Origin of the sequence: Serratia sp. JSRIV001 (genome assembly GCF_019968745.1) — a bacterium.
In the GTDB taxonomy this organism is placed as follows: domain Bacteria; phylum Pseudomonadota; class Gammaproteobacteria; order Enterobacterales; family Enterobacteriaceae; genus Chania; species Chania fonticola_B.
Window position 1 is genome coordinate 2,800,573 of record NZ_CP074147.1, and the last position, 20,654, is coordinate 2,821,226.

At 53.5% G+C, this 20,654-nt stretch carries 19 protein-coding genes and 1 pseudogene; 7 read left to right on the forward strand and 13 right to left on the reverse strand.

From position 1 onward, the window contains the following. Positions 1 to 42: 42 nt before the first annotated feature. Positions 43 to 1,236, reverse strand: coding sequence for an MFS transporter (locus tag KGP17_RS12835; RefSeq protein WP_179247448.1), 1,194 nt, complete (start codon positions 1,234 to 1,236; stop codon positions 43 to 45). Positions 1,237 to 1,355: 119 nt separating this feature from the next. Here KGP17_RS12835 and KGP17_RS12840 point away from each other — a divergent pair, with 119 nt between their 5' ends. After that, on the forward strand, positions 1,356 to 2,264 hold the full coding sequence (locus tag KGP17_RS12840) for a LysR family transcriptional regulator (RefSeq protein WP_021806380.1): 909 nt from the start codon (positions 1,356 to 1,358) through the stop codon (positions 2,262 to 2,264). A 20-nt stretch (positions 2,265 to 2,284) separates the two neighbouring features. On the opposite strand, the pseudogene KGP17_RS12845 reads toward KGP17_RS12840, so the two are convergent. From KGP17_RS12845 to KGP17_RS12870, 6 genes and pseudogenes are all read right to left on the reverse strand, one after another. Continuing rightward, positions 2,285 to 3,263: pseudogene (locus KGP17_RS12845) on the reverse strand (MFS transporter). Between the two features lie 193 nt (positions 3,264 to 3,456). Next, positions 3,457 to 4,470, reverse strand: a complete 1,014-nt coding sequence (locus tag KGP17_RS12850; protein ID WP_223499511.1) for an Ldh family oxidoreductase — start codon at positions 4,468 to 4,470, stop codon at positions 3,457 to 3,459. 20 nt (positions 4,471 to 4,490) lie between these two features. Continuing rightward, positions 4,491 to 6,056: an APC family permease gene (locus KGP17_RS12855; protein WP_223499512.1), complete on the reverse strand. Its 1,566-nt coding sequence runs from the start codon at positions 6,054 to 6,056 to the stop codon at positions 4,491 to 4,493. Positions 6,057 to 6,072: 16 nt separating this feature from the next. Continuing rightward, positions 6,073 to 7,692, reverse strand: a complete 1,620-nt coding sequence (locus KGP17_RS12860) for an aldehyde dehydrogenase (NADP(+)) (protein ID WP_223499513.1) — start codon at positions 7,690 to 7,692, stop codon at positions 6,073 to 6,075. A gap of 60 nt (positions 7,693 to 7,752) precedes the next feature. Beyond that, a complete protein-coding gene (locus KGP17_RS12865) occupies positions 7,753 to 8,673 on the reverse strand; it encodes a dihydrodipicolinate synthase family protein (protein ID WP_024487071.1) in 921 nt (306 codons plus the stop codon). A 196-nt stretch (positions 8,674 to 8,869) separates the two neighbouring features. Continuing rightward, positions 8,870 to 9,715: an AraC family transcriptional regulator gene (locus KGP17_RS12870; RefSeq protein WP_059200808.1), complete on the reverse strand. Its 846-nt coding sequence runs from the start codon at positions 9,713 to 9,715 to the stop codon at positions 8,870 to 8,872. A gap of 341 nt (positions 9,716 to 10,056) precedes the next feature. Here KGP17_RS12870 and KGP17_RS12875 point away from each other — a divergent pair, with 341 nt between their 5' ends. Genes KGP17_RS12875 through KGP17_RS12890 form a run of 4 tightly spaced genes read left to right on the forward strand, consistent with a single transcriptional unit; the run spans position 10,057 to position 13,713 of the window. Continuing rightward, positions 10,057 to 11,007, forward strand: a complete 951-nt coding sequence (locus tag KGP17_RS12875) for a 4-hydroxyproline epimerase (protein ID WP_223499514.1) — start codon at positions 10,057 to 10,059, stop codon at positions 11,005 to 11,007. Further along, on the forward strand, positions 11,007 to 12,122 hold the full coding sequence (locus tag KGP17_RS12880; protein ID WP_223499515.1) for an FAD-binding oxidoreductase: 1,116 nt from the start codon (positions 11,007 to 11,009) through the stop codon (positions 12,120 to 12,122). The genes KGP17_RS12875 and KGP17_RS12880 overlap by 1 nt, the downstream gene beginning before the upstream one ends. Then, positions 12,119 to 12,367, forward strand: a complete 249-nt coding sequence (locus KGP17_RS12885) for a (2Fe-2S)-binding protein (protein WP_059200811.1) — start codon at positions 12,119 to 12,121, stop codon at positions 12,365 to 12,367. The genes KGP17_RS12880 and KGP17_RS12885 overlap by 4 nt, the downstream gene beginning before the upstream one ends. Beyond that, positions 12,364 to 13,713 (forward strand): FAD/NAD(P)-binding oxidoreductase, encoded by a 1,350-nt coding sequence (locus KGP17_RS12890; RefSeq protein WP_223499516.1) that lies wholly within the window; start codon positions 12,364 to 12,366, stop codon positions 13,711 to 13,713. The genes KGP17_RS12885 and KGP17_RS12890 overlap by 4 nt, the downstream gene beginning before the upstream one ends. A 98-nt stretch (positions 13,714 to 13,811) precedes the next feature. Here the strand turns inward: KGP17_RS12890 and KGP17_RS12895 are convergent, their stop codons facing one another. After that, entirely contained in the window at positions 13,812 to 14,162 is a 351-nt protein-coding gene (locus KGP17_RS12895) for a hypothetical protein (protein ID WP_039995080.1), read from the reverse strand. A gap of 10 nt (positions 14,163 to 14,172) precedes the next feature. Further along, a complete protein-coding gene (locus tag KGP17_RS27980) occupies positions 14,173 to 14,262 on the reverse strand; it encodes a hypothetical protein (RefSeq protein WP_235784783.1) in 90 nt (29 codons plus the stop codon). A 236-nt stretch (positions 14,263 to 14,498) separates the two neighbouring features. Between KGP17_RS27980 and KGP17_RS12905 the strand changes: the two genes are divergently transcribed. Continuing rightward, a complete protein-coding gene (locus tag KGP17_RS12905) occupies positions 14,499 to 15,821 on the forward strand; it encodes a glycoside hydrolase family 10 protein (RefSeq protein ID WP_371822197.1) in 1,323 nt (440 codons plus the stop codon). A gap of 131 nt (positions 15,822 to 15,952) precedes the next feature. On the opposite strand, the gene KGP17_RS12910 is transcribed toward KGP17_RS12905, so the two are convergent. The 3 genes from KGP17_RS12910 to KGP17_RS12920 all read right to left on the reverse strand — a co-directional run bounded on the left by KGP17_RS12910 (position 15,953) and on the right by KGP17_RS12920 (position 18,920). Then, entirely contained in the window at positions 15,953 to 16,426 is a 474-nt protein-coding gene (locus KGP17_RS12910) for a DUF2846 domain-containing protein (protein WP_223499517.1), read from the reverse strand. Positions 16,427 to 16,874: 448 nt separating this feature from the next. Continuing rightward, positions 16,875 to 18,023: an SFDC family class C beta-lactamase gene (blaSFDC, locus tag KGP17_RS12915; RefSeq protein ID WP_223499518.1), complete on the reverse strand. Its 1,149-nt coding sequence runs from the start codon at positions 18,021 to 18,023 to the stop codon at positions 16,875 to 16,877. Positions 18,024 to 18,164: 141 nt separating this feature from the next. Continuing rightward, positions 18,165 to 18,920 (reverse strand): alpha/beta fold hydrolase, encoded by a 756-nt coding sequence (locus KGP17_RS12920; RefSeq protein ID WP_223499519.1) that lies wholly within the window; start codon positions 18,918 to 18,920, stop codon positions 18,165 to 18,167. 142 nt (positions 18,921 to 19,062) lie between these two features. Between KGP17_RS12920 and KGP17_RS12925 the strand changes: the two genes are divergently transcribed. Further along, positions 19,063 to 19,959 carry a PhzF family phenazine biosynthesis protein gene (locus KGP17_RS12925; RefSeq protein ID WP_179247457.1) on the forward strand — a complete coding sequence of 299 codons (897 nt, stop codon included), beginning with the start codon at positions 19,063 to 19,065 and terminating at the stop codon, positions 19,957 to 19,959. A gap of 76 nt (positions 19,960 to 20,035) precedes the next feature. Here the strand turns inward: KGP17_RS12925 and KGP17_RS12930 are convergent, their stop codons facing one another. After that, a complete protein-coding gene (locus KGP17_RS12930) occupies positions 20,036 to 20,653 on the reverse strand; it encodes a histidine phosphatase family protein (protein WP_218519359.1) in 618 nt (205 codons plus the stop codon). Between the last annotated feature and the right edge of the window lies 1 nt (position 20,654).

A 20,654-nucleotide genomic window follows, 5' to 3' on the forward strand; every position in this document is an offset into this window, starting at 1 on the left:
TTGCCAAGGTGACCGCATAGTCGGTCACCTTCCCTTTCCTAGTTATTTCGCGCTTTGCCGCCGAAAGCGTACAAGCCAAGCCGCCAGCAAAATGGCCGTTATCGCGATGCCTGTGGCAACGAAACCGATGTTTTCCAATCCCCATTGAGGGATCACCAGGCCACCGATAATGGCGCCAAGGCCCGTACCGGCATTGGCAGCAGAGACGTTCAACGTTCCGGCTAGCGCCTGAGCGTGTGAAGCGGACTTCATCACCCGAACCTGACAGATTGGAAACAGTGCAGTATAGGCAATACCCCAAAGCGCAAGTGCCAACCATAACAGAATGAGCGAGTCTGCCGCTGGTACGCTGGCCATCATGCCTATGCCCAGCAATAACGAGAATATGGCGGTAGCGCCCAGTGGGCTGCGGTCTACAAAGCGCCCGCCCAGCCAGTTACCGACCAGGCCGATAGCACCGAAGCCCATGAGCCACCAACCGACTTGCGCCGGAGCCACACCGGCGATGCGCTCCAGCATGTCGGCTAGATAAGTGTAAGCCGTAAACATTGCGGTGAACACAACGACCGATAACACAACATTACCGACAAAATACGGGTCTTTGAGGATGCGAGTCTGTTCTGCCAGCCTAAGCCGTTCGGGGCGTGCCAGGGTCGGCATGAAGATCGCCAGGGCCAATGTCATAACCAGCGACAGCCCGGCCAGTATCCAGAAGGTGCCGCGCCAGCCGATAAGGTCCGACGCTAGCGTTCCCAGTGGAATACCAAACAGTAAGGCGGCTGAGATCCCCAGATACACCTGCGATACTGCGCGACCGGCACGATGCGGCCCGGCAATCTGTCCGGCCGTCTCGCTGGCCGTCCCCCAGAACACGGGCAGCACCAGCGCGGGAATGAACCTGGCAATCGCAAGCACCCAAACGTTCGGAGCGATTGCGGCCAGAGCGTTTGAGAGGCTAAAGATCATCAGAATCGCAATGAACAGGCGCTTACGTTCAATGTGTGACAACAGCGCAGTCAGCACAGGGCCGAACAGCATCACCGTGAAAGCGAACAAGGTAACGAATTGGCCAGCAGCGGAAATTGAAATATCCAAGTCGCGTGCCAATGCTGGCAATAGTCCGACGATCAGGTATTCGGTCGTGACGATGACGAAAGCCGCCACCGCAAGAATGACGATGGAAAGACGGCTACGGCTCGCCGAAATGGCGGTGCCCGGTACGGTAATCGAAGACATCAAAAAGGCTCCTGCATGGGGATTTGCTGTTGCCCTTAGTATATTTAAGAAATATATTCTCATTATTGATATATTTTACCGACATTATTGAATTTAATTCCTTAGTAAGTGAGGGCAGCATGATCCCATCGGAGCGGCTTAAGGGCATCGAAACCTTCGTGGCGACGGCCGATGCAGGCAGTTTCACGGCAGCGGCAGAGCAATTGCACTTGACCAGCTCTGCCGTCAGCAAAAGTGTGGCGCGCCTTGAAGATCGGCTCGGGACCCGGCTTTTCGAACGCACCACCCGCCGTTTGGCTCTGACGGATGCAGGGGCAGCGTTCTACCGCACTTGCGTACGAGTGCTGGCCGATTTGGAAGAAGCTGAAGCCGTGCTCGCCGCACAGCACAGCGAACCGATGGGTCGTCTGCGGCTAGATGCTCCGGCGACATTTGGCCGCCTTCGAGTCTGGCCGCTGCTGCTCCAGTTCTCACAGCAGCACCCGCACTTACGCCCGCATGTCTCTTTGACCGATCGCTTCGTTGATTTGCTTGAAGAAGCCATTGACGTGGCGGTGCGTATCGGTGGCCCGGATCATTGGCCTACCTCAGTTGGCCATCGCTACCTGGGCTGTGAACGCCTCATTTTCTGCGCCTCTCCCGATTACCTGGCCCGCAACGGGACACCGACATCGCCCGCCGAACTGTCTCGCCATGATGCCGTGCTCTATGGTAAGGCCGATGGAACCACGGGCCCGTGGTTGATCGCGCATGATGCTGGAATGATTGAGCGGCGCACAATGGAGGGCCGCATTATCGTCGGAAATGGCGAAGCTCAGGTTGCCGCCGTTAAGGCTGGGTGCGGTATCGCACAGTTGGCAACATGGCTGGTCTGCGATGAAATTGCACGTGGTGAATTGGTGCAAATCCTACCGGAACTGACGACTGACGGTCTGCCGCTCAATCTGGTGTGGCCTATTGGGCGGCAACTGCAGCCAAAAGTGGATGCCATGCTGGAGCTGCTTGCTGCCGAATTGCGGATCGACTAGCAATGCCAAGCCCTTTACGTTCACCACGCCGTGGTGAATTGCCGGTTTCCTTGCATGCGAACAAACAGCATTCCACCAGCGAACATAGTCACAATCTGCGAGGCCACCAGCACGGAAAAGCCTGAAGAGACGGTGCCAAACGACATCATCACCAGCCCCATCAGCAAGGGAATAAATGCCGAAAAGACATTCCCCACGCCGTTGATCAGCCCATAGGCAGAACCAACGCTTCATTTGCTTGATGGAAAAGCCACGCTCATTGGTCAGGTAAGCGGGCAGCCAGGAACTGGAACCCCAAAGATAACTGAGCGTAGCTATCTCAACCAGCATGATCCAGCCGAGCATGGGCGTTTTCCAAGCCAGAATGAAGGTATGGCAGACACGTTGCATCATGGATTCACTGCTGCGCTGCACCACTCCGGTTGTTCTAGGATGAATAAACACACTCACCAAAAGCAAGCCGACCAGGAGATTGATTAACGCCAGAACGTGAAAAGAAAGGGCCCAACCGAGATGACTCATCAGGAAAGTCACCAGCGGAAAACCAATCACCAAACCTAAAGACACGCCTAATGCAGAGACCGCATTGGGCTTTCCCCGCTCATTGGCGGCGAAATGGTCACTGATGTACATGGTTTTCAGCGAGAAAAGTGGCCCTTCACTGACACCGAGGAAGGCCCGCACGACCAGTAAAATGATGAACGATCCGACCAACGGAGAAGCCGCGGTAAAGAGCGCCCAGAGAACCACACTGAGGGTCAAGCCTTTACGATAACCGAATAGCGTTTCCAGAAACGGCGTCAACAACATGGCTGAAAGGCCATAACCTAGCAGAAAGGCGGTCATCAATGTGCCTTGATAGGCGCGATTGTCTACCAGGCCAAAGTGATTGAGAAACTCGGGGTTAACCAGCATGACGGAGATATTTACCCGGTCAGCATAGGCGATCACGATGAGGAGCAATGTCGCGATGACTCCCCACCAGCGTTGTTGTCTCATGCCCTGCTCCTTGAAGAAATGTGTCAACCAAATATCCGGTAACGCCGCTTGCTCGTTAACCGTCCCCACCATTTACCGCTGAATTGATTGTTTCAATATTGTTAACATATTGTTGTGCGTATATCTACACTACAGCGGCAAGAGAGGAATGGGAGCACATCGGCCCATCGGTAAGCGATGAGCCTGCCAGGGGTTACTGACACATCGCCACAATCTCTTTATATAACGTCAGCGGTAATGTCACACCGAACTGCTCACTGTGCTGACGCGCCTTAAAACGCCGCTCCCCAGGAATACGGGATCCTTGCTCTGCCATATCATTAAAAAGCCCTTCCGCTCTGGCGAAATGCTCTTCCTTCTCCGCCCCCAGAAAACGCTCAGGATCCATGGCAATGATCAGCTCTCCGCCATAAGGTGAAGAGCCTGTTGATTGGTCGTAAGCTAACGATTCTTTACTGGTCATATCACCAATCAACGGCCCGGCAATCAGCTCCACCATCGCTGCCAATGCTGAGCCCTTATGGCCACCAAACGTCAACATTGCGCCTTGCAGTACGCTGGCGGCATCAGTGGACGGTTTGCCGTGACTATCGATTCCCCAACCTTCTGGCAGCGGTTTATTCGCTAGGCGATGCAGCTCAATCTCACCGCGTGCAGCTGCGCTGGTCGCCATATCAAACACAAACGGGGCTTGTCCCTGGCGTGGCCAACCAAAGGCGATCGGGTTGGTACCAAACAAGGGCTGGCTCCCCCCGGCGGGCGTTACCCAAGCATGGCTTGGGGTGCAAGCCAACGCTACTAATCCCTGTTCGGTAAGCGGCTCGATCTCCGCCCACAGCGCAGAGAAGTGGACGCAATGATTGATCGCCAATGCGGCAATACCACAGTGACGAACTTTGGTGATAAAGGCAGGCAGCGCCGCTTGATAGGCCACCAACGAGAACGCACCCTGCGCGTCTACGCGTAAAATCGCCGGAGCGCTGTCGGTGAACGTCGGTTCGGCATCAGCCATCACTTTGCCGGCATGCAGCGACCGGACACAGCCCAGTACACGATACAAACCATGGGAATGGCAGCCATCGCGTTCACCGGCGGTGACGTTCTTTGCCACCGCATCGGCATGCTTGGTGCTGAAACCATTACTGTGCAAGGCTCGATACGCCAGTTGATAGGCCTCTGACAACGTAAGATTGACGGAGTTGGTCATTGTTGTTTCCTCCTTTAGCATTACTCTTCCTCGTCCCCGACAAAATTTGCCTGAGGTAAACAGGTGTAAGCTCCCCAGTAATAAATCAGCAGCGCGATGGCCGCTACCAGCAGGGTGTCCCATGGGTGGCCAATAGCATTGATGCCGCCAAAACTGCCGAGATAGGAAGCCACGATGATCAAGGCGTAGAAAGCGATCAGCCACAGCGAGGACCAAATCTGCTGCTTCAGGCTGACGGCGTGAGTCGGCACTTTGTTTTTAAACAGAATATAGACAAAGAACATCAGAATTTGCAGGCCAAGCAGCCAGGAGACGGTGTTCCAGCCTGACCAGTAAACGATCAATGCCGAAATGATGAATGACACCGGTCCTAACACGCTAAATCCCCAGACAAAGAACGGCCGCGGCAAATTCGGTGCATTGCGGCGTAGCCCGGCGGCGGTAACCGGGGCAATGGCATAGCTAAGTACCAGTGCGGCGGAGACCACTCCGATCAGCTTTTCCCAGGAAGGGAACGGCAACGTCCAGAAGATAGCCAGCCCGAAAGTCAGCCAAAGTGCAGGACGCGGGATCCCCGACTCACCATCGACGCGGGTAAAAATTTTGAAGAAAGTCCCTGCCCGCGCCCAACCATACACAACTCGCGGCGTGGCATTCATATAGATATTGCCCGTGCCGCTCGGTGAAACGATCGCGTCACTCACCACCAGAAAAGCCAACCACCCCATCCCCAGCGTAACGGCAATATCGCGGTACGGCAGCGAAAAGTGCTTGCTGATATCCTGCCAGCCACCGCTCAGCATTTCGCTTGGAATACTGCCGAGGAAAGCCAGTTGCAGCAGCACATAGATAATGGTGGAAAGCACCACCGACAGGATCAGCGCGATCGGGATGGTACGCTGCGGCTTTTGGACTTCGCTGGCCACCGAAATAATTGGCGTCAGCCCCAGATAGGCGAAGATGATCCCACCGGCGGAAATCGCCGCTTCCACCCCGGCGGAACCAAAGGACGCAAAGCCTTGGCTGTGCAGGTTTTCAGGCTTGAAGAAGGTGAACAGTACCACGATCACCAGCACCGGCACGATGAACTTGAGTATGCTGATCAGGTTGTTGGATTTGGCAAACGTCTTCACGCTGTAGTAATTCAGCGTAAAGAACAGACACAGCAAGATAAATTGCGTCAGCCAACCGATCAACGTGGGATCGCCCGAGCCTGGCTGGCTGAGCGCTGGGAACCAGGCTGCTGCATATTGTCGGGCGGCGACGACTTCAATAGAGATCAGGCTGGAGAAAGCAATCAGTGTGATGAACCCCAACAGATAACCCATCAGCTCCCCGTGGGAAAACACCGGGTAACGAATGATGCCACCGGCACGCGGAAGCGCGGCACCCAGCTCGCAATAAACAATGCCCAGCAGCAGTACAGCGAGCCCACCGATCAGCCACGAATAGATCCCCGCAGGGCCCGCGATGGCAGCAACATGGCTGGCGGCGAACAGCCAGCCGGAACCAAAAATCGCGCCCAGACCGATAAACGTCAGATCGGTTAACGTCAGCTGCTTTTTAAATTTTCCCTGTATGGTCATAGCATTACCTTTCGAATTATTTCATTGCCGCAGGTGAATGGAGGGCTGCGCGGGTGTATTCACCGTTGACCAGGCGCAACAGGTTCAGAGGATTGCTGTCTTGCAGCGCGGGGGGCAATAACGCTGCCGGGTAGTTTTGCAGGCAGACCGGGCGCAAAAACCGCTCGATAGCCAGCGTACCAACCGATGTGCCACGGGGATCGCTGGTCGCCGGATACGGGCCGCCGTGCACCATGGCTTCGCAGACTTCCACGCCGGTCGGATAACCGTTAAACAGGACACGCCCCGCTTTGTGGATCAGTAATTGCGCCAATTCACTCGCCTCACCAAGATCTTCCTGTTCAGCCAGTAGCGTGACGGTGAGTTGCCCTTGCAGGTTTTCCAGTGCGGCAAGCAGTTGCGCCCGGTCCGCGACTTCAACCACGATCGCCACGGGGCCAAAGACCTCCTCCTGCAACAGCGGATCGGCGTTAAGTAACAAGCCACTGTCTGCCTGATAGAGATGGGCTACCGCCAGATGGGGGTGTTCTGCCCTGCTTCCGGCCAGATGCCGTAGCTGAGGATGTTGATCCCATCTCTGCAAGCCACTCAGATAATGATCCCGCGTACCGGCATTCAGCATGGTTTGTGGCGGGCTGGCATTAACCTGAGTTTGTAAATCGGCGATCAGCTGGCTGAAGGCCGGGCTGCGCTGGCCGATAATCAGCCCCGGCTTGGTGCAGAATTGACCGCAACCGAGCGTGAAAGAGGCAACCAACTCTTGCGCAATTTTTTCACCACGCTGAGCCAATGCCTGTGGCAAGACCACCACCGGGTTGATGCTCGACATTTCGGCAAACACCGGGATGGGGTGTGGACGTTGCATCGCCAAATCAAATAATGCCCGGCCACCTTGCAACGAGCCGGTGAACCCTACCGCCTGGATCGCAGGATGTTGCACCAAATCGGCACCGATGCTGCTGCCGAACACCATATTGAAGACACCGGCAGGCATCTGCTGTTTTTGCACCGCACGTTCAATAGCCTGCGCGGTCAATTCCGCCGTGATCATATGGCCACTATGTGCCTTGAACACCACCGGGCAACCGGCGGCCAGCGCGGCAGCGGTATCACCCCCGGCGGTCGAGAACGCCAGCGGGAAATTACTGGCACCAAACACCGCCACAGGACCGATGGCGACGCGATACTGGCGTAAATCAGGCCTTGGCAGCGGTGTACGCTCTGGTAATGCGCAATCAATTCTCGCCCCGTGCACGCGGCCGCTGCGTAGCAGTTCGGCAAACAGTCGCATCTGCCCGCTGGTTCTAGCGCGCTCACCAATCAGACGAGGGATAGGCAGCGCGGTCTCTTGTGTGGCAAAGGCAAAAAACTCCTCCCCTAACGCGTCCAATTCATCGGCTATGGCGGCGAAAAAATCCGCTCGCTGCTCGGCGCTGGTTTGGCTATAGGCGCTAAAGGCTCGGGCAGCGGCCTGCGCTGCGGCATCAACCTCTGCAATGCTGGCCTGATGGAAGCGATAACCTGTTGGCTGATTATTATCGGCTCGCAGGCTGATGAGTTCGGCGTTACCGCTAGCTATCCGCTGCCCGCCAATAAACTGTTTGCCGCTAAGGGCGTATGTGTTGTGAGTTGGCATTGGTTTCCCCTGTTCGATTACCTGTTATTGCCCGGCTAAATGCCGGGCCTCCATGAGAGATCACAGGCCGACATCTGGCAGCGTCGGACGGTTGGCCAGAGCGGTTTTGATAATCGTCGTCACCTCTTGCAGCGTTTCTCCCTGCAGTGCCAAACGCGGTGGGCGGGTCACCGCGCTGCCACGGCCGACCAGTTCTTCACATAGCTTGATGCACTGCACCAGGTCTGGACGGGCATCCAGATGCAGCAACGGCATAAACCAGCTATACAGGGCCAGTGCTTCTTCGAAACGCTTTTGCTTCGCCAGCCGGAACAAGGTTTCCCCTTCGCGTGGGAATGCGTTGGACATGCCGGATATCCACCCTTCTGCTCCTACGGCGAGGCTTTCCAGGACCACGTCGTCCAACCCGGCGAACAACACGAAACGATCGCCAACCGCATTGCGTAAATCGATAAAGCGGCGGGTATCGCCAGAAGAGTCTTTGAAACAGACGATGTTGTCGCAGTCGACTAACGTGGTGAGAATGTCAGGTGTGACATCGTTTTTATAAATCGGCGGGTTGTTGTAGACCATGATCGGCAGATCGGTGGCGGTGGCCACGCTGCGGAAGTGTGCTGCAGTTTCGTGCGGTTTGGATGAATAAACCAGCGCAGGCATCACCATCACGCCGTCGATACCGGCTTTTTCCGCTTCGCGCGCCATATTCTGTGCAAAGGCGGTGGTGAATTCGGCAATCCCGGCGATCACCGGTATTTTGCCTTGTGCGGCGTCTTTCGCCACCTCGATCACCGCCAGTTTCTCCTGCATCGTCAGCGAGGTGTTTTCACCCACGGTGCCGCAGACGACCAGGCCAGAGACACCGTCTTTGACCAGGTTTTTGATCACCGCATGGGTAGCATCAAGATCCAGAGAAAAATCGCTGCGAAATTGCGTACTGACTGCCGGAAATACCCCACTCCAGTTAATCGCTTTATTGCTCATCGTATGGGTCCCTTTTGCTTGAAATGTTAATTGCCGGTTAATTTATGGTGAAATCCAATAACAGATTGACCGGTATTCTCGGCAGCGGCTTGACGGTTTTCACCGAATGCGAGGACGAAATTGGCATAATGAGGGGGAATTGCGCGCAGCGAAGCCTGTGACGCAGTTGCATCATAAAATTCATAATTTCAGCTAATTAGGGAACTAATGTGGCCCGAAAATCGCGGGGGCTAGCACCGGTCATGGCCTTGAACTGGCGGCTGAAAGCGCTGTGATCGGTATAACCGCATTGCAAAGCGATCTCGGTAATTGGCATATCGCCGGCCAGCAGTTCTGTGGCTTTCTCTAACCGGACTTTGTGGATCATCTGGCGAGGTGTCAGGTGGAAAATACGTTTACAGTAGCGCTCGATTTGCGCCACGGAAAGGCCGGTCAGCGCCCTCAACTCTTCCATCGCGATCGGCCTGCCGTAATGCTGACGGATATAAACATCCAGCGCCGCCAATCGCTGATAGGCCGGGTGGTTAGCCTTTGCTTCCTGCAAATCATGTGAGATCCCGGCCATGCCGATAATCTTGCCCTGCTGGTCATACAGTGCCAGCTTTTGCGTCAGGCACCAGCCCGTTTCACGGCCGCTGTATAGGTGCATTTCAAGCTGATCCTGGATCTGCACCCCTTGGTGTAACACCCGCAGATCTTGCTCGGTATAACCTGAACCCAACTGGGTTGGGAAAACGTCTGCCGAGGTTTTACCCAATAGCGGCGTCACCGTTTTAAAACCACAGCGTTTGGCCAAGGTGAGATTAGCCAGCAGATAGCGGGCCTGGGCATCCTTGATAAAAAACACCACATTGGGAATGGCATTAAGCAGCGGCGCAATCAATGCCAGCGAGTTCAATACGCTATGTAACGAATGGGGACGCTGTTGCACCAACCCATCACAGAACTGGGTGAGGTGTTCGACAGCAAAGCACTCTTGTGGTTGCTGCTCAGCAATGCAGGGAGTGAGCGGAGGAGCCTGAAAGCTAGAGGTTAATCGCATAGCAATACCCTTTTCAGCAAGTGGCCGTAATTGGCTGTTTTTAACTCACCTGGATCAGTATTAACTTTTATGTAACTTATCAAGCGCGTTGTTTCCAATATGCGGATCACCGCAAACTTTTGGCAGATTTCAGGCAATCTAATCAAATCCTGGCGCTGAAAAATAATTAATATTCTGATAAATAAATACTTTTTATTATCCCCTGAATGATGGGGGCGCTCAGGCAATTTAGCACTGTGCTGATTTCGGCATGGCCTTTGCCGAAACAGGTCAAGCCGCAAGGGTAGCTTTCGGTCAGTCTTAGGTGGTTAGTAACAATTAATTAACCTTGAGAGGCTCCGATGATACCTGCATCCCCCTTCATCACCTTACGAGCGATCGATTCCCATACCGGCGGTGAACCCACCCGGCTGATTATCGACGGTTTTCCCGACCTGGGCAGTGGCAGCATGGCCGAACGAAAGGCGCTTTTCGCGCAACGCTATGATGACTGGCGCAGCGCCATCATTCTGGAACCCCGGGGCAACGATGTCTTGGTGGGAGCGTTACTGTGCTCGCCCTGCTCACCGCAAGCCGCGGCCGGGGTGATATTTTTCAATAATGCCGGATATCTGGGCATGTGCGGCCACGGCACGATTGGATTAATCACTTCCCTGGCTTACCTGGGGCGCATTAGCGCTGGCGAACATCTGATCGAAACCCCTGTTGGGACGGTGAACGCCACGCTACACGCCGATGGCAGCGTAACCATTGAGAATGTCCCCGCCTATCGTTACCGCCAGCAGGTAGCCGTGACCGTTGACGGCTATGGCAAGGTAAACGGCGATATCGCCTGGGGGGGCAACTGGTTCTTTCTCATCAGCGATCATCATTTGGCGATCGACACCCACAATCTGGAAGCGCTAACGGCCTTTAGCTGGGCGGTACGGCAGACGCTCGAAAACGCGGGGATCTACGGTGAAGACGGAGGGATCATCGATCATATTGAGCTTTTTGCCGCCGATCAACGTGCCGATAGCCGCAATTTCGTGTTGTGCCCAGGCAAGGCCTACGATCGCTCGCCGTGCGGCACCGGGACCAGCGCCAAACTCGCCTGCCTGGCGGCAGACGGTAAATTACAGCCAGGTGAAGTATGGCGGCAGGCCAGCGTGATCGGCAGTGAATTCAGCGGATATTACCAGCCTGGTGAAGGCAACCGCGTGACGCCGTTTATTCGCGGGGAGGCTTTTATCTGCGCCGATAGCCAACTGTTGCTGGATGAGCGTGACGCTTTCGCCTGGGGGATACGTTAATGGCAACCGCCGATGTGATTGTCATTGGCGCAGGCATTATCGGTGCTGCCTGCGCGTGGCAGTTAGCACAACAAGGGTTACGAGTGTTACTGATTGACGATCGCCGCCCTGGCGCCACCGCTGCGGGCATGGGCCATTTGGTTTGCATGGATGATAACCCCGCAGAGCTGGCGCTGAGTGCCTACTCCCTACATTTGTGGCGCAGCGTGCTGGACCGTATGCCGGATAACTGTGCCTGGCGCGGCTACGGTACGCTGTGGTTGGCGGAAAAACCGCAAGAAATGGCGATTGCCGAAGTGAAGCAGCAGCGGATGGCAGCACTTGGGGTCAACAGTGAACTCATGGACTCACAACAAGTCGCACAGCTTGAACCTATGTTGCGTAGCGGCTTGGCCGGAGGATTGCGCGTGCCGGGGGATGGCATTATTTATGCCCCTAATGCTGCGCGCTGGTTGCTTGAAGATGCGGGGGATGCAGTACGGCGGGTTTACGGTGAAGTGGTCGCGTTGGAACAACAGGCGGTGATACTGGCCAACGGGGAGCGACTGAGCGCACCGGTGATAACGTTAGCCTGTGGATTACATGCCGACAAGCTGTTGCCAGCCCCTTTACTCAGAGCTAAAAAAGGCCAACTGGCGATCACCGATCGATACCCGCAACGGGTTAGGCACCAATTGGTTGAGTTGGGTTATGGGGCTAGTGCGCATGCTTCTGATGGGACCTCGGTGGCCTTTAACGTGCAGGCTCGGCCAACCGGTCAGTTGCTGATCGGTTCCTCACGCCAGTTTGATTCGCTCGATCCGGCAATCGACATGCCGTTGCTCGCTACCATGCTCAAGCGTGCCGCAGAGTTCCTGCCCGCATTGGCAACCATGAGCCTCATCCGTTGCTGGGCGGGGGTTCGGGCAGCATCGGCGGATGGTTTACCCCTGTTAGGACCCCACCCGGCTTATCCATGGCTGTGGTTGGCTCTGGGCCATGAAGGGCTGGGCGTCACCACGGCAATGGGCAGCGCCGCCTTGATCGTCGCACAAATCCAACAGCAGCGCACAGCAATAGATGACTCCCCTTATCGAGCCGCGCGAATGTTCACTTCAAACGAGGCCCACCAATGAAACTGATCGCCTTAACCATTGCCGGGCAACCTTATCAGGTACAGGAAGGTATCACCGTGGCCGCCGCACTCAGCTTAAGTGGACAAGATCATTGCCGGATCTCCGTCAGCCAGCAGCCACGCGCGCCCTTTTGTGGCATGGGCGTGTGCCAGGAATGCCGAGTGATCATCAATGGCGTACAGCAGTTGGCCTGCCAAACCTTGTGCCAACCCGAGATGAGTATCGAAAGGAACGGAGAGAAATGAACAACCTGCAATGCGAAGTGTTGATTATTGGTGCTGGCCCTGCCGGATTGGCAGCAGCGCTGGCCGTAGGCGAAAGCCGGCAACGCATAGTCATGCTTGATGATAACCCTCGGCCTGGTGGGCAAATCTGGCGTGATGGGCCAGCGGTCACCTTACCCGCGATCGCCCTACGCTATCGGCAAGCCGTTGAGGCGTTGGATAACGTCACCCTGCTCAGTGCGACAAAAGTCGTGGCGCAAAGCGGACCACAGCAACTCCTGTATGAAAATGCCCAGGGTTGCGGGACGATCGACTATCAGCGCTTAATCTTATGCTGCGGTGCGCGCGAGCTGTTATTGCCCTTCCCTGGCTGGACGCTACCGGGCGTAACAGGGGCTGGCGGCTTACAGGCGCAGCTCAAAAATGGCTTATCGCTGCAAGGCGAACGGATCGTCATTGCTGGCAGCGGACCGTTGCTACTCGCGGTTGCCGATAGCGTCACCAAAGCGGGTGGTAAGGTCATACTGCTGGCCGAACAAGCCCCGATGAAACGCCTGGCGAGATTCGCCAGCGGGTTGTGGCATTGGCCAGTGAAAGTACGGCAGTCATTCCGCTTGATTCACCGCCGCTATCGTCCCAATAGCTACGTAGTGGAAGCGCTAGGCGAGCAGCGGCTGACCGCAGTTCGCGTCCAACAAGGGGAGCAGGTTCGTACGATCGCCTGCGATCGACTTGCCTGTGGATTCGGGCTGGTGGCGAATATCGAATTAGCCATGCTATTGGGGTGCAGAATAAAGAATGCGGCCATTGCCGTTGATGCATTGCAGCAAACCAGCGTGGCCAACCTGTATGCTGCGGGTGAATGTACCGGTGTGGGGGGAAGTGAACTGGCTTTGGCGGAAGGTGCGATTGCCGGGTATGCCGCCAGCGGTAATAGCGTACGTGCTCAGGCATTGTTGGCAAAACGTAGCGTATGGCGGCGTTTTGCCGCTGCAGTCAGCCAGACGTTTGTACTAAATCCAACGCTGAAAACCCTCGGTGCTGCCGACACCTTTCTGTGCCGCTGTGAGGATGTAACGCTGGGGGATATTGATGCCAAAACGGGCTGGGCAGCGACCAAGCTGCATAGCCGCTGCGGTATGGGTGCTTGCCAGGGGAAAATTTGCGCCACGGCGGCCCGACATCTGTTTGACTGGCCCCTACCGCAACCAAGAGTGCCTTTGACCCCGGCACGGCTTGAGACACTGGCTTTACTGGCCCCTCACCCCAACCCTCTCCCACAGGGAGAGGGAGCTGGTACAGTGTCGTTTTCTGGTGTAAAGGTGATCTGCGATAGAGTTGATACAGAAGAGGAGTTTACTAAATAAATTGTGGCACTCCCAAAGGGCGAGCTCCGGGCGTTGTATCAGCCTGGAGCACAGCTCTTTGCATCAAAAATGCAGACTTCAGAAACGCGGCCTGTTATTTATAGCCAGCTGGTGTTTTTCCAACCTTTTTTTGCCATGCAGGCAGTAAATGCGGCTTTCCGGCTATTTATATTCACGTCCAAGGGGTAGCTTTCAACGCCTAATTTATTTTCATATTTATAACCACTACTGTTACAGCCATCGTCATCTTTATTGCATTTCAATGAAACCTGCTTTTCAACGCTTCTGGTAGCGACCTCATTTTTAACCGGGTACTGAGCTAATGACTCAGTTTCGCAAAGGTTATTCGCCTCTTGCAGGGTCATTGTTGGCGTACCTAACGGTTCCCATGTGGCAGCACAGCCTGAAAGAATAATGGCGGGAAAAACAGCAAATAGGCGTTTGTTCATAAAAGATTCTTTAGTTAAATTGAAGGAGTAATTTGTTAGCAGAGGACGCTTGTAAACATAACTTACTGAGTTCGAGATCTTTATCGGACAAGTTAGTCACTACAACGGTAAAATCCTTGGGATAGAAGACATCATAGTGTAACGGATTTAAACGGCAGATTAACGGCCATACTCGAATCCAACTCCTCGAGAGGAAACGATGCAGCAGGCCACGACAATAGGCCGGTATTCGATCAATCTGCCCTGCCGGTATTGACTAAAATTCGAATAATAAGAGAATGATAAGATTGTGTTGGGGCTATCCCAATGAGTAATCAATAGAAGCCGGAGCGAATCATCGCCTGTTCTCATAGCTTTACCAAAGTTAAACAGCTAATCGTACTTCTTGCCGGTGTGCTTTCACTGGCCAGTTGCACCTCCGAACCTGCGAAATCCTTAGTCACTCCGTTGCCTTCGGTGGCAAAACAGCCACTACCGGGTAAATCACAGCAAAGCCAGGAACCCGTGCGCGGCATCTGGCTGGCAACCGTTTCCCGCTTAGACTGGCCGCCAGTGACATCCGTCAATGTCGACAGCCCTGCAATCCGCATTCGCCAACAGCAAGAAGCATTGAAAGGCAAGCTGGATAAACTGCAGACGCTGGGTATCAACACCGTTTTTTTTCAGGTTAAACCTGATGGCACTGCGCTCTGGGCATCAAAAATTTTGCCATGGTCAGATGTGCTGACGGGGAATATTGGCGAAAACCCAGGCTATGATCCGCTGCAGTTTATGCTGGATGAGGCACACAAGCGTGGCATGAAAGTCCATGCCTGGTTTAACCCCTACCGGGTATCCGTCAACACCAAGCCAGTAACCATTGATAAACTGAACCGCACATTGTCGCAGCAGCCAGCCAGCGTCTATGTGCTACACCCCGACTGGATCCGCATCGCAGGCGACCGATTTGTGCTCGATCCAGGTATCCCGGAGGTGCGGGACTGGATCACCAGCATCGTGGCGGAGGTGGTTGCCAACTATGATATTGACGGCGTGCAATTTGATGATTATTTCTATGCGGAGTCCCCTGGATCCGTGCTCAACGACAGCCAGACCTTCAAAAAGTATGGGCAACATTTTGGATCCAAAGCGGACTGGCGGCGAGACAATACTAAGCAATTGGTTGGGCAAGTTTCTCGGACTATCAAGAAGTTGAAGCCCGACGTTGAATTTGGTGTCAGCCCTTCTGGCGTATGGCGTAACCACTCACACGATGCGGCAGGTTCCAATACGCGAGGGGCTGCAGCCTATGATGAATCTTATGCCGACACCCGCAGTTGGGTACAGCTTGGTTTACTGGATTACATTGCCCCACAGCTGTATTGGCCCTTCGCGCGTGACGCGGCCCGTTATGATGTGCTCGCCAAATGGTGGGCGAATGTGGTGGCCTCCACCAATACGCGTCTTTATATCGGCGTTGCACTGTATAAAGTTGGGATCCCGTCAAAAAACGAGCCAGATTGGATGGTCAACGGTGGCGTGCAGGAGTTACAAAAGCAGCTGGATTTGAACGAGTCCGTATCGCAAATTAAAGGCACGATCCTGTTCAGAGAGAACTATCTCAATCAGCCACAGACCCAGCAGGCAGTCAATTACCTGAAAAGTCGCTGGGGTAGTTGAGGAACTTGGTGGGTTTTGTCATTGATTGTGAGTTAGATCACCCACATTCACCCTACTTGCATACCCAAGCAGAGAGATTAAGGTGCCACCTTTTAAAGGCAACGGCACCTTGCTACTTTTACCGAGTCGTATCAGTTGTCGCAACGTCCTTCTTTGGCAAGCTTAACTCCTGGCTTTGAGATCACTCTTTTCCCTTCCTCTTCTGTCGACTGACTGAGGCCAGCACCACCAACAAAAGCACCCATCTTTATATATTGCCTTACGAAGTAATTCTTTCCAGACTCAGTGAAGATGGACAGGTCATTTGGAGAAAACTCTGACTCCGTTGAAATCTTGTGCTTTTCCCCACCAGTTACCTGTGTGTAGAAAAACGTTTTATCTGCTGTTTCACCGATGCATTTACCATCAACATAGATATCTTTTTTTAGCGCTTTGCCAACAAAACTATCCCTATAAATATACAAACCAGCTTTATTTTCATCCGGAGTTGTGAAGCTTTTAGCTTGTACGGACTCTTGCTCTGTTGCAAGTGGGACACTAGCACAACCACTTAGAAGTAAGGCACCCAAAATAGATGCTGATAAAAATAAACTTTTTATATTCATGAAAATACATCCCTTTGAAAAATAATAATATACTTTATGATATTCAACCTATCCCCAACTGGCATAAACTTTCAATAAGAATAGTTACGGTCATTGATTACCCTTAGTGATTAATCAAGATCAAAACCAATTTTTGCTGAAGTTTGTCCTAGATAAGGTGTGTCTGAATGTTGCCACAAATTAATGATAGGTCAAGATAATCAATCAGGTATGCAGTAAACTTATGATAAAGCTCAAGGTTTACGTGAGCGAATGCTTTTTAAGTAACCATAATCACCCTTCGTATAGAACAGAGCTAGCTAGGCTGCCAGTTTGATTAAGGCGATTGATCTGGTTTTTGTGATGGAAAATAACTTGGACTTGGGTTAGATCAGGGGACAATATGCCCCCTGAGACTGCTGGGCTAAAAATGTAGGGCCGCTGCACATGCTGCGCCCTTCTAATTCAATTACTTCCGCAACGCCTCAAGAATGCGATAAGCCGCCTCAACCCGCACAGGATTAGGATAATTTTTGTTAGCCAGCATCACGATGCCGAGATCCTGTTGAGGAATGAAGGCTACATAGCTGCCAAATCCACCGGTTGAGCCGGTTTTATGTACCCAAGAGGCGCTTGATAGTGGCGCTGGCGGAGTGATTTTTGTGACGCTCAGCGCTGCCAGTGCGTTTTTATTATCGCTACCCTCGACCACGGTTTTCTCTTTAACCGGCCAGTTCAGCATTTCCCAACCCAGACCTTGATACATATCACCGGCATGCCAGTAGCGCGACTGGGCAAGCGTAATCCCCTTCTGCAGCGAGGCATCCTTCACTTTGGCAGGCGCCATGTTAGCCTGAACCCAGCTTGCCATATCCTGTATCGACGATTTCACGCCGTAGGCTTCGGCATCAAACATGCCCGGAGAAACGCGAACCGCTTTCCCATCGCGATAGCCCCAGGCATAGTGCTTATCTTCCTGCTGCGGCACGTTTATCCAGGTTTGCGATAGCTTCAACGGTTGGAACACGCGTTGGGTCATCGCCTGTTCAAAACTCATGCCTGACGGTTTGACCATCAGTGCGCCAAACAGGCCAATACTGGCGTTCGAGTATAGGCGCTTGGTGCCCGGAGCCCACCGCGGTTGCCAGGTTTGATAATAATTCTGCAGCGATGCTTCATCGGTAACATTTTCCGGTATCTGCAGCGGTAAGCCACCGGCGGTATAGGTTGCCAGGTGCAGCAAGGTGATCCCCTGCCATTGCTTGCCAGACAGTGCTGGCCAGTACTTGCTCGCCGGATCGCTTAGGTTGATTTCACCGCGAGCAATGGCATCACCGCCCAGCACTCCTGTGAACGTTTTACTGACCGAACCCAGCTCGAATAAGGTCTGCTGCGTGACTGGCTTTTTGCCCGCAACGTCTGCCAATCCCCAGGTGAAGTAGTAAGGCTGCCCCTGATAAATCACCGCCACGGCCATGCCGGGAATGCCCTGCTCTTGCATCAATGGCGCAACGGTGCGATTAACAATGTCGGCTATCTGTTTTTCCGTTTGCGGTGCTGCAAACAATGAACCTGAGGTGGCGAGTAACAGCACACAGGATAGGGATTTCTTCAACATTGCTATTTTTCCATCATTGAGGGCTAAAGGTTCTATCAGACGCGCTTAGTTTGTAGAACTTGATGATCGGCGGCAAACGGTAAAATTTAGCATCTGTTAAAAGTTTTTCTATTGGCTTGGATGATAACCGATGGTGTTAAATCAATCGTTAAATGCCTTGTGTAACACCACGGCAAATGCCGACGGATTCTCCCAGGACATAGAGTGCCCTGCTTGTGGCACTGTTGCTACAGATATACCCTGATGGCTGACATACTCAAAGTCACGGTCCGGTAAGGATTGTTCGCCAAAAATCAGTGAGCGTGAACAGGACAGATTGAGGAAAGTCTCCATCCATGGCGGTGAAGCTCCATCAATCAGGCTTTTGGCTCCCCGCCACATTGCCCAGGGGGCCGCATTTTGGGCCGAACCTTTCCAGGGGGATGTGTGGTCTGCCAGCATTTCGTCGTACACATGCGAGATAAATTCAGCTTCCGGTCTCTCCACCAGTAGGCGACTGTATACGCCGCCACCGGCATAAAAGTTAGGTTCCGAAACCACCAGTTTACCTATCCGTTTACCCAATCGTTCTGCTACTTCAATCGCGATACTGCCCCCCATGCTGTGACCATAGAGATGGCAATGTGACAGATTCAATGCAGTAATCACTTCGATCACAACGTCTGCCTGATGAGCAATGCTGTAATCAAAATCACGAGGTTTATCGCTAAAGCCATATCCAGGAAGGTCAATCAGAATCGCGCGTCGTCCCGCAAATGCCGGATCTGCCACAATGCGTGGATACTCATAGGAAGACGCGCACCCAAGCCCATGAACAAACACAATCGGGATACCCTGGCCTGGCAAATCGTGCCAACGCACACAGGCGCCAGCGGTTAACGAAAATAAACTCTGCATGTAGTATTCCTCTGTTAATTTCCGGGGCTGCCTCAATGAGTGCCAACGTATCACAAAACCCAACCATTTTAAGGTATTAGCAATTGATGTGCGTCATTTAATAGCGCTATCATCAAGCCTTATACCTAGCGGATGACGTCAAATGCTCAGAAAAGATGATGTGAAACCTCGCGCCTACAAACAGGTGGATGTATTTACCACTTCGCCATTGCAGGGGAATCCCTTGGCGGTGATCCTGGAGGCGGAGGGGTTGAATGAAATGCAAATGCTTTCGTTAGCTCGTTGGACCAACCTTTCGGAAACGACGTTTGTTTTCAAACCGACTAATTCGCTAGCCGATTATCAGGTGCGCATTTTTACCCCCGAAAAAGAGCTACCCTTTGCCGGGCATCCGACTTTGGGTACGGCCCATGCATTATTGGAGGCTGGGCTGGTGACCAAACAGCCGGGGGTGGTGATGCAAGAATGCGGGGTTGGTCTGGTTGCGGTCAATATCTTACCTGAAGGAACGCTGGCGTTTGCTGCGCCGGCGGTAACGCTTCGAACGCTGACTGCAGCAGAAAGGGAAATGCTAATGGCCGCTTTTCAACCTGCGGTTATCGAAGCCGATACGGTGCCGGTAATTGCCGACATGGGTATTCGCTGGCTTATGGTACGTCTGCCAAGCGCTCAATCCTGCCTGACGATGACGCCGGATCATGCCACGATTAAGAAGCTGCAAACCGATCATGAGGTTGATGGTGTGGTGATTTATGGTGCCTATTCATCGGGTGAGCCAGCAGACTATGAAATGCGAGCGTTTCTGGTTGAAGGGGGTAAGTTGGTAGAGGACCCAGTGACTGGCAGTGCCAATGCATGCCTGGCCCGTTTGTTGAAGGAGAATAATTTCCCCGACGGTGGTTCAACGGCGCAGGGGTATCAGGTTCGACAAGGCACCCAACTACATCGCGATGGCCGGGTTAGCGTTCGCTTTATTGACGGTGAGCCTTGGATTGGTGGGCAGAGCTGCACGCTGATTAATGGTCAGTTGCACATTTAGCTGTGGCGATAATTTACGGAGTATCGACATCGTGACCGGGTGCCCTTTCCCGGTTTTAATGATTGCTCATGAATAATCACAACAGCTTAAGTAAATGTGTCGCGATCCCCCATCGCAGAGAGACGCATTTATCCCCAACCAAGTCTAAAACAGAGTAACTCGCGTTCGGTTGAGCATAACTGGAGAAATTGTCGATTCTTCCCTCTTTGAGCAAGGCCAGAACGCCCTGGCTGACTTGGCCATGAGATACAATGCATATTGTCTGGTGTGGAGCTACCGCTTGCTGGTGGCGCATAAAATTGATAACTCGCTGAGCGGCCTGCGTCAGCGACTCACCGCCAGGGGGACAAAACTGCGCATCTCGCCCAAATAGCAACTCTGCTTCATTGGGATGGTCATATTGTATTTGTTCCCGTGTCATCCCTTCATAATGACCGAATGCCTGCTCTTTCAGCGCGGGGTCCGCAACCAACGGGCAGAGAAAACGGTCCGCTAGTTCCTGACCCATATGCCAGGCACGACCAAGAGGAGATGCGTAGACACAGTCTGTAGGGTAAGCGGCGTCTGTTAACGCTGCCAGTAAAGCTGATGTCTCAAGCACACCTCGTTTAGTCACCGGACTGTCCATATGCCCCTGGATAATGCCGCGCTGATTCCATTCCGTTTGCGCATGTCGTACAAGTATCACTTTCATC

Excerpts from the sequence above, each read along its gene's own strand:
- KGP17_RS12870 (WP_059200808.1), bottom strand. The coding sequence starts at position 9,715 with ATGCGATTAACCTCTAGCTTTCAGGCTCCTCCGCTCACTCCCTGCATT.
- KGP17_RS12875 (WP_223499514.1), top strand. The coding sequence starts at position 10,057 with ATGATACCTGCATCCCCCTTCATCACCTTACGAGCGATCGATTCCCAT.
- KGP17_RS12910 (WP_223499517.1), bottom strand. The coding sequence starts at position 16,426 with ATGAATATAAAAAGTTTATTTTTATCAGCATCTATTTTGGGTGCCTTA.
- KGP17_RS12860 (WP_223499513.1), bottom strand. The coding sequence starts at position 7,692 with ATGCCAACTCACAACACATACGCCCTTAGCGGCAAACAGTTTATTGGC.
- KGP17_RS12885 (WP_059200811.1), top strand. The coding sequence starts at position 12,119 with ATGAAACTGATCGCCTTAACCATTGCCGGGCAACCTTATCAGGTACAG.
- KGP17_RS12855 (WP_223499512.1), bottom strand. The coding sequence starts at position 6,056 with ATGACCATACAGGGAAAATTTAAAAAGCAGCTGACGTTAACCGATCTG.
- KGP17_RS12920 (WP_223499519.1), bottom strand. The coding sequence starts at position 18,920 with ATGCAGAGTTTATTTTCGTTAACCGCTGGCGCCTGTGTGCGTTGGCAC.
- KGP17_RS12840 (WP_021806380.1), top strand. The coding sequence starts at position 1,356 with ATGATCCCATCGGAGCGGCTTAAGGGCATCGAAACCTTCGTGGCGACG.
- KGP17_RS12930 (WP_218519359.1), bottom strand. The coding sequence starts at position 20,653 with ATGAAAGTGATACTTGTACGACATGCGCAAACGGAATGGAATCAGCGC.
- KGP17_RS12895 (WP_039995080.1), bottom strand. The coding sequence starts at position 14,162 with ATGAACAAACGCCTATTTGCTGTTTTTCCCGCCATTATTCTTTCAGGC.
- KGP17_RS12850 (WP_223499511.1), bottom strand. The coding sequence starts at position 4,470 with ATGACCAACTCCGTCAATCTTACGTTGTCAGAGGCCTATCAACTGGCG.
- KGP17_RS12835 (WP_179247448.1), bottom strand. The coding sequence starts at position 1,236 with ATGTCTTCGATTACCGTACCGGGCACCGCCATTTCGGCGAGCCGTAGC.
- KGP17_RS12925 (WP_179247457.1), top strand. The coding sequence starts at position 19,063 with ATGCTCAGAAAAGATGATGTGAAACCTCGCGCCTACAAACAGGTGGAT.
- KGP17_RS12890 (WP_223499516.1), top strand. The coding sequence starts at position 12,364 with ATGAACAACCTGCAATGCGAAGTGTTGATTATTGGTGCTGGCCCTGCC.
- KGP17_RS12865 (WP_024487071.1), bottom strand. The coding sequence starts at position 8,673 with ATGAGCAATAAAGCGATTAACTGGAGTGGGGTATTTCCGGCAGTCAGT.
- KGP17_RS12880 (WP_223499515.1), top strand. The coding sequence starts at position 11,007 with ATGGCAACCGCCGATGTGATTGTCATTGGCGCAGGCATTATCGGTGCT.
- blaSFDC (WP_223499518.1), bottom strand. The coding sequence starts at position 18,023 with ATGTTGAAGAAATCCCTATCCTGTGTGCTGTTACTCGCCACCTCAGGT.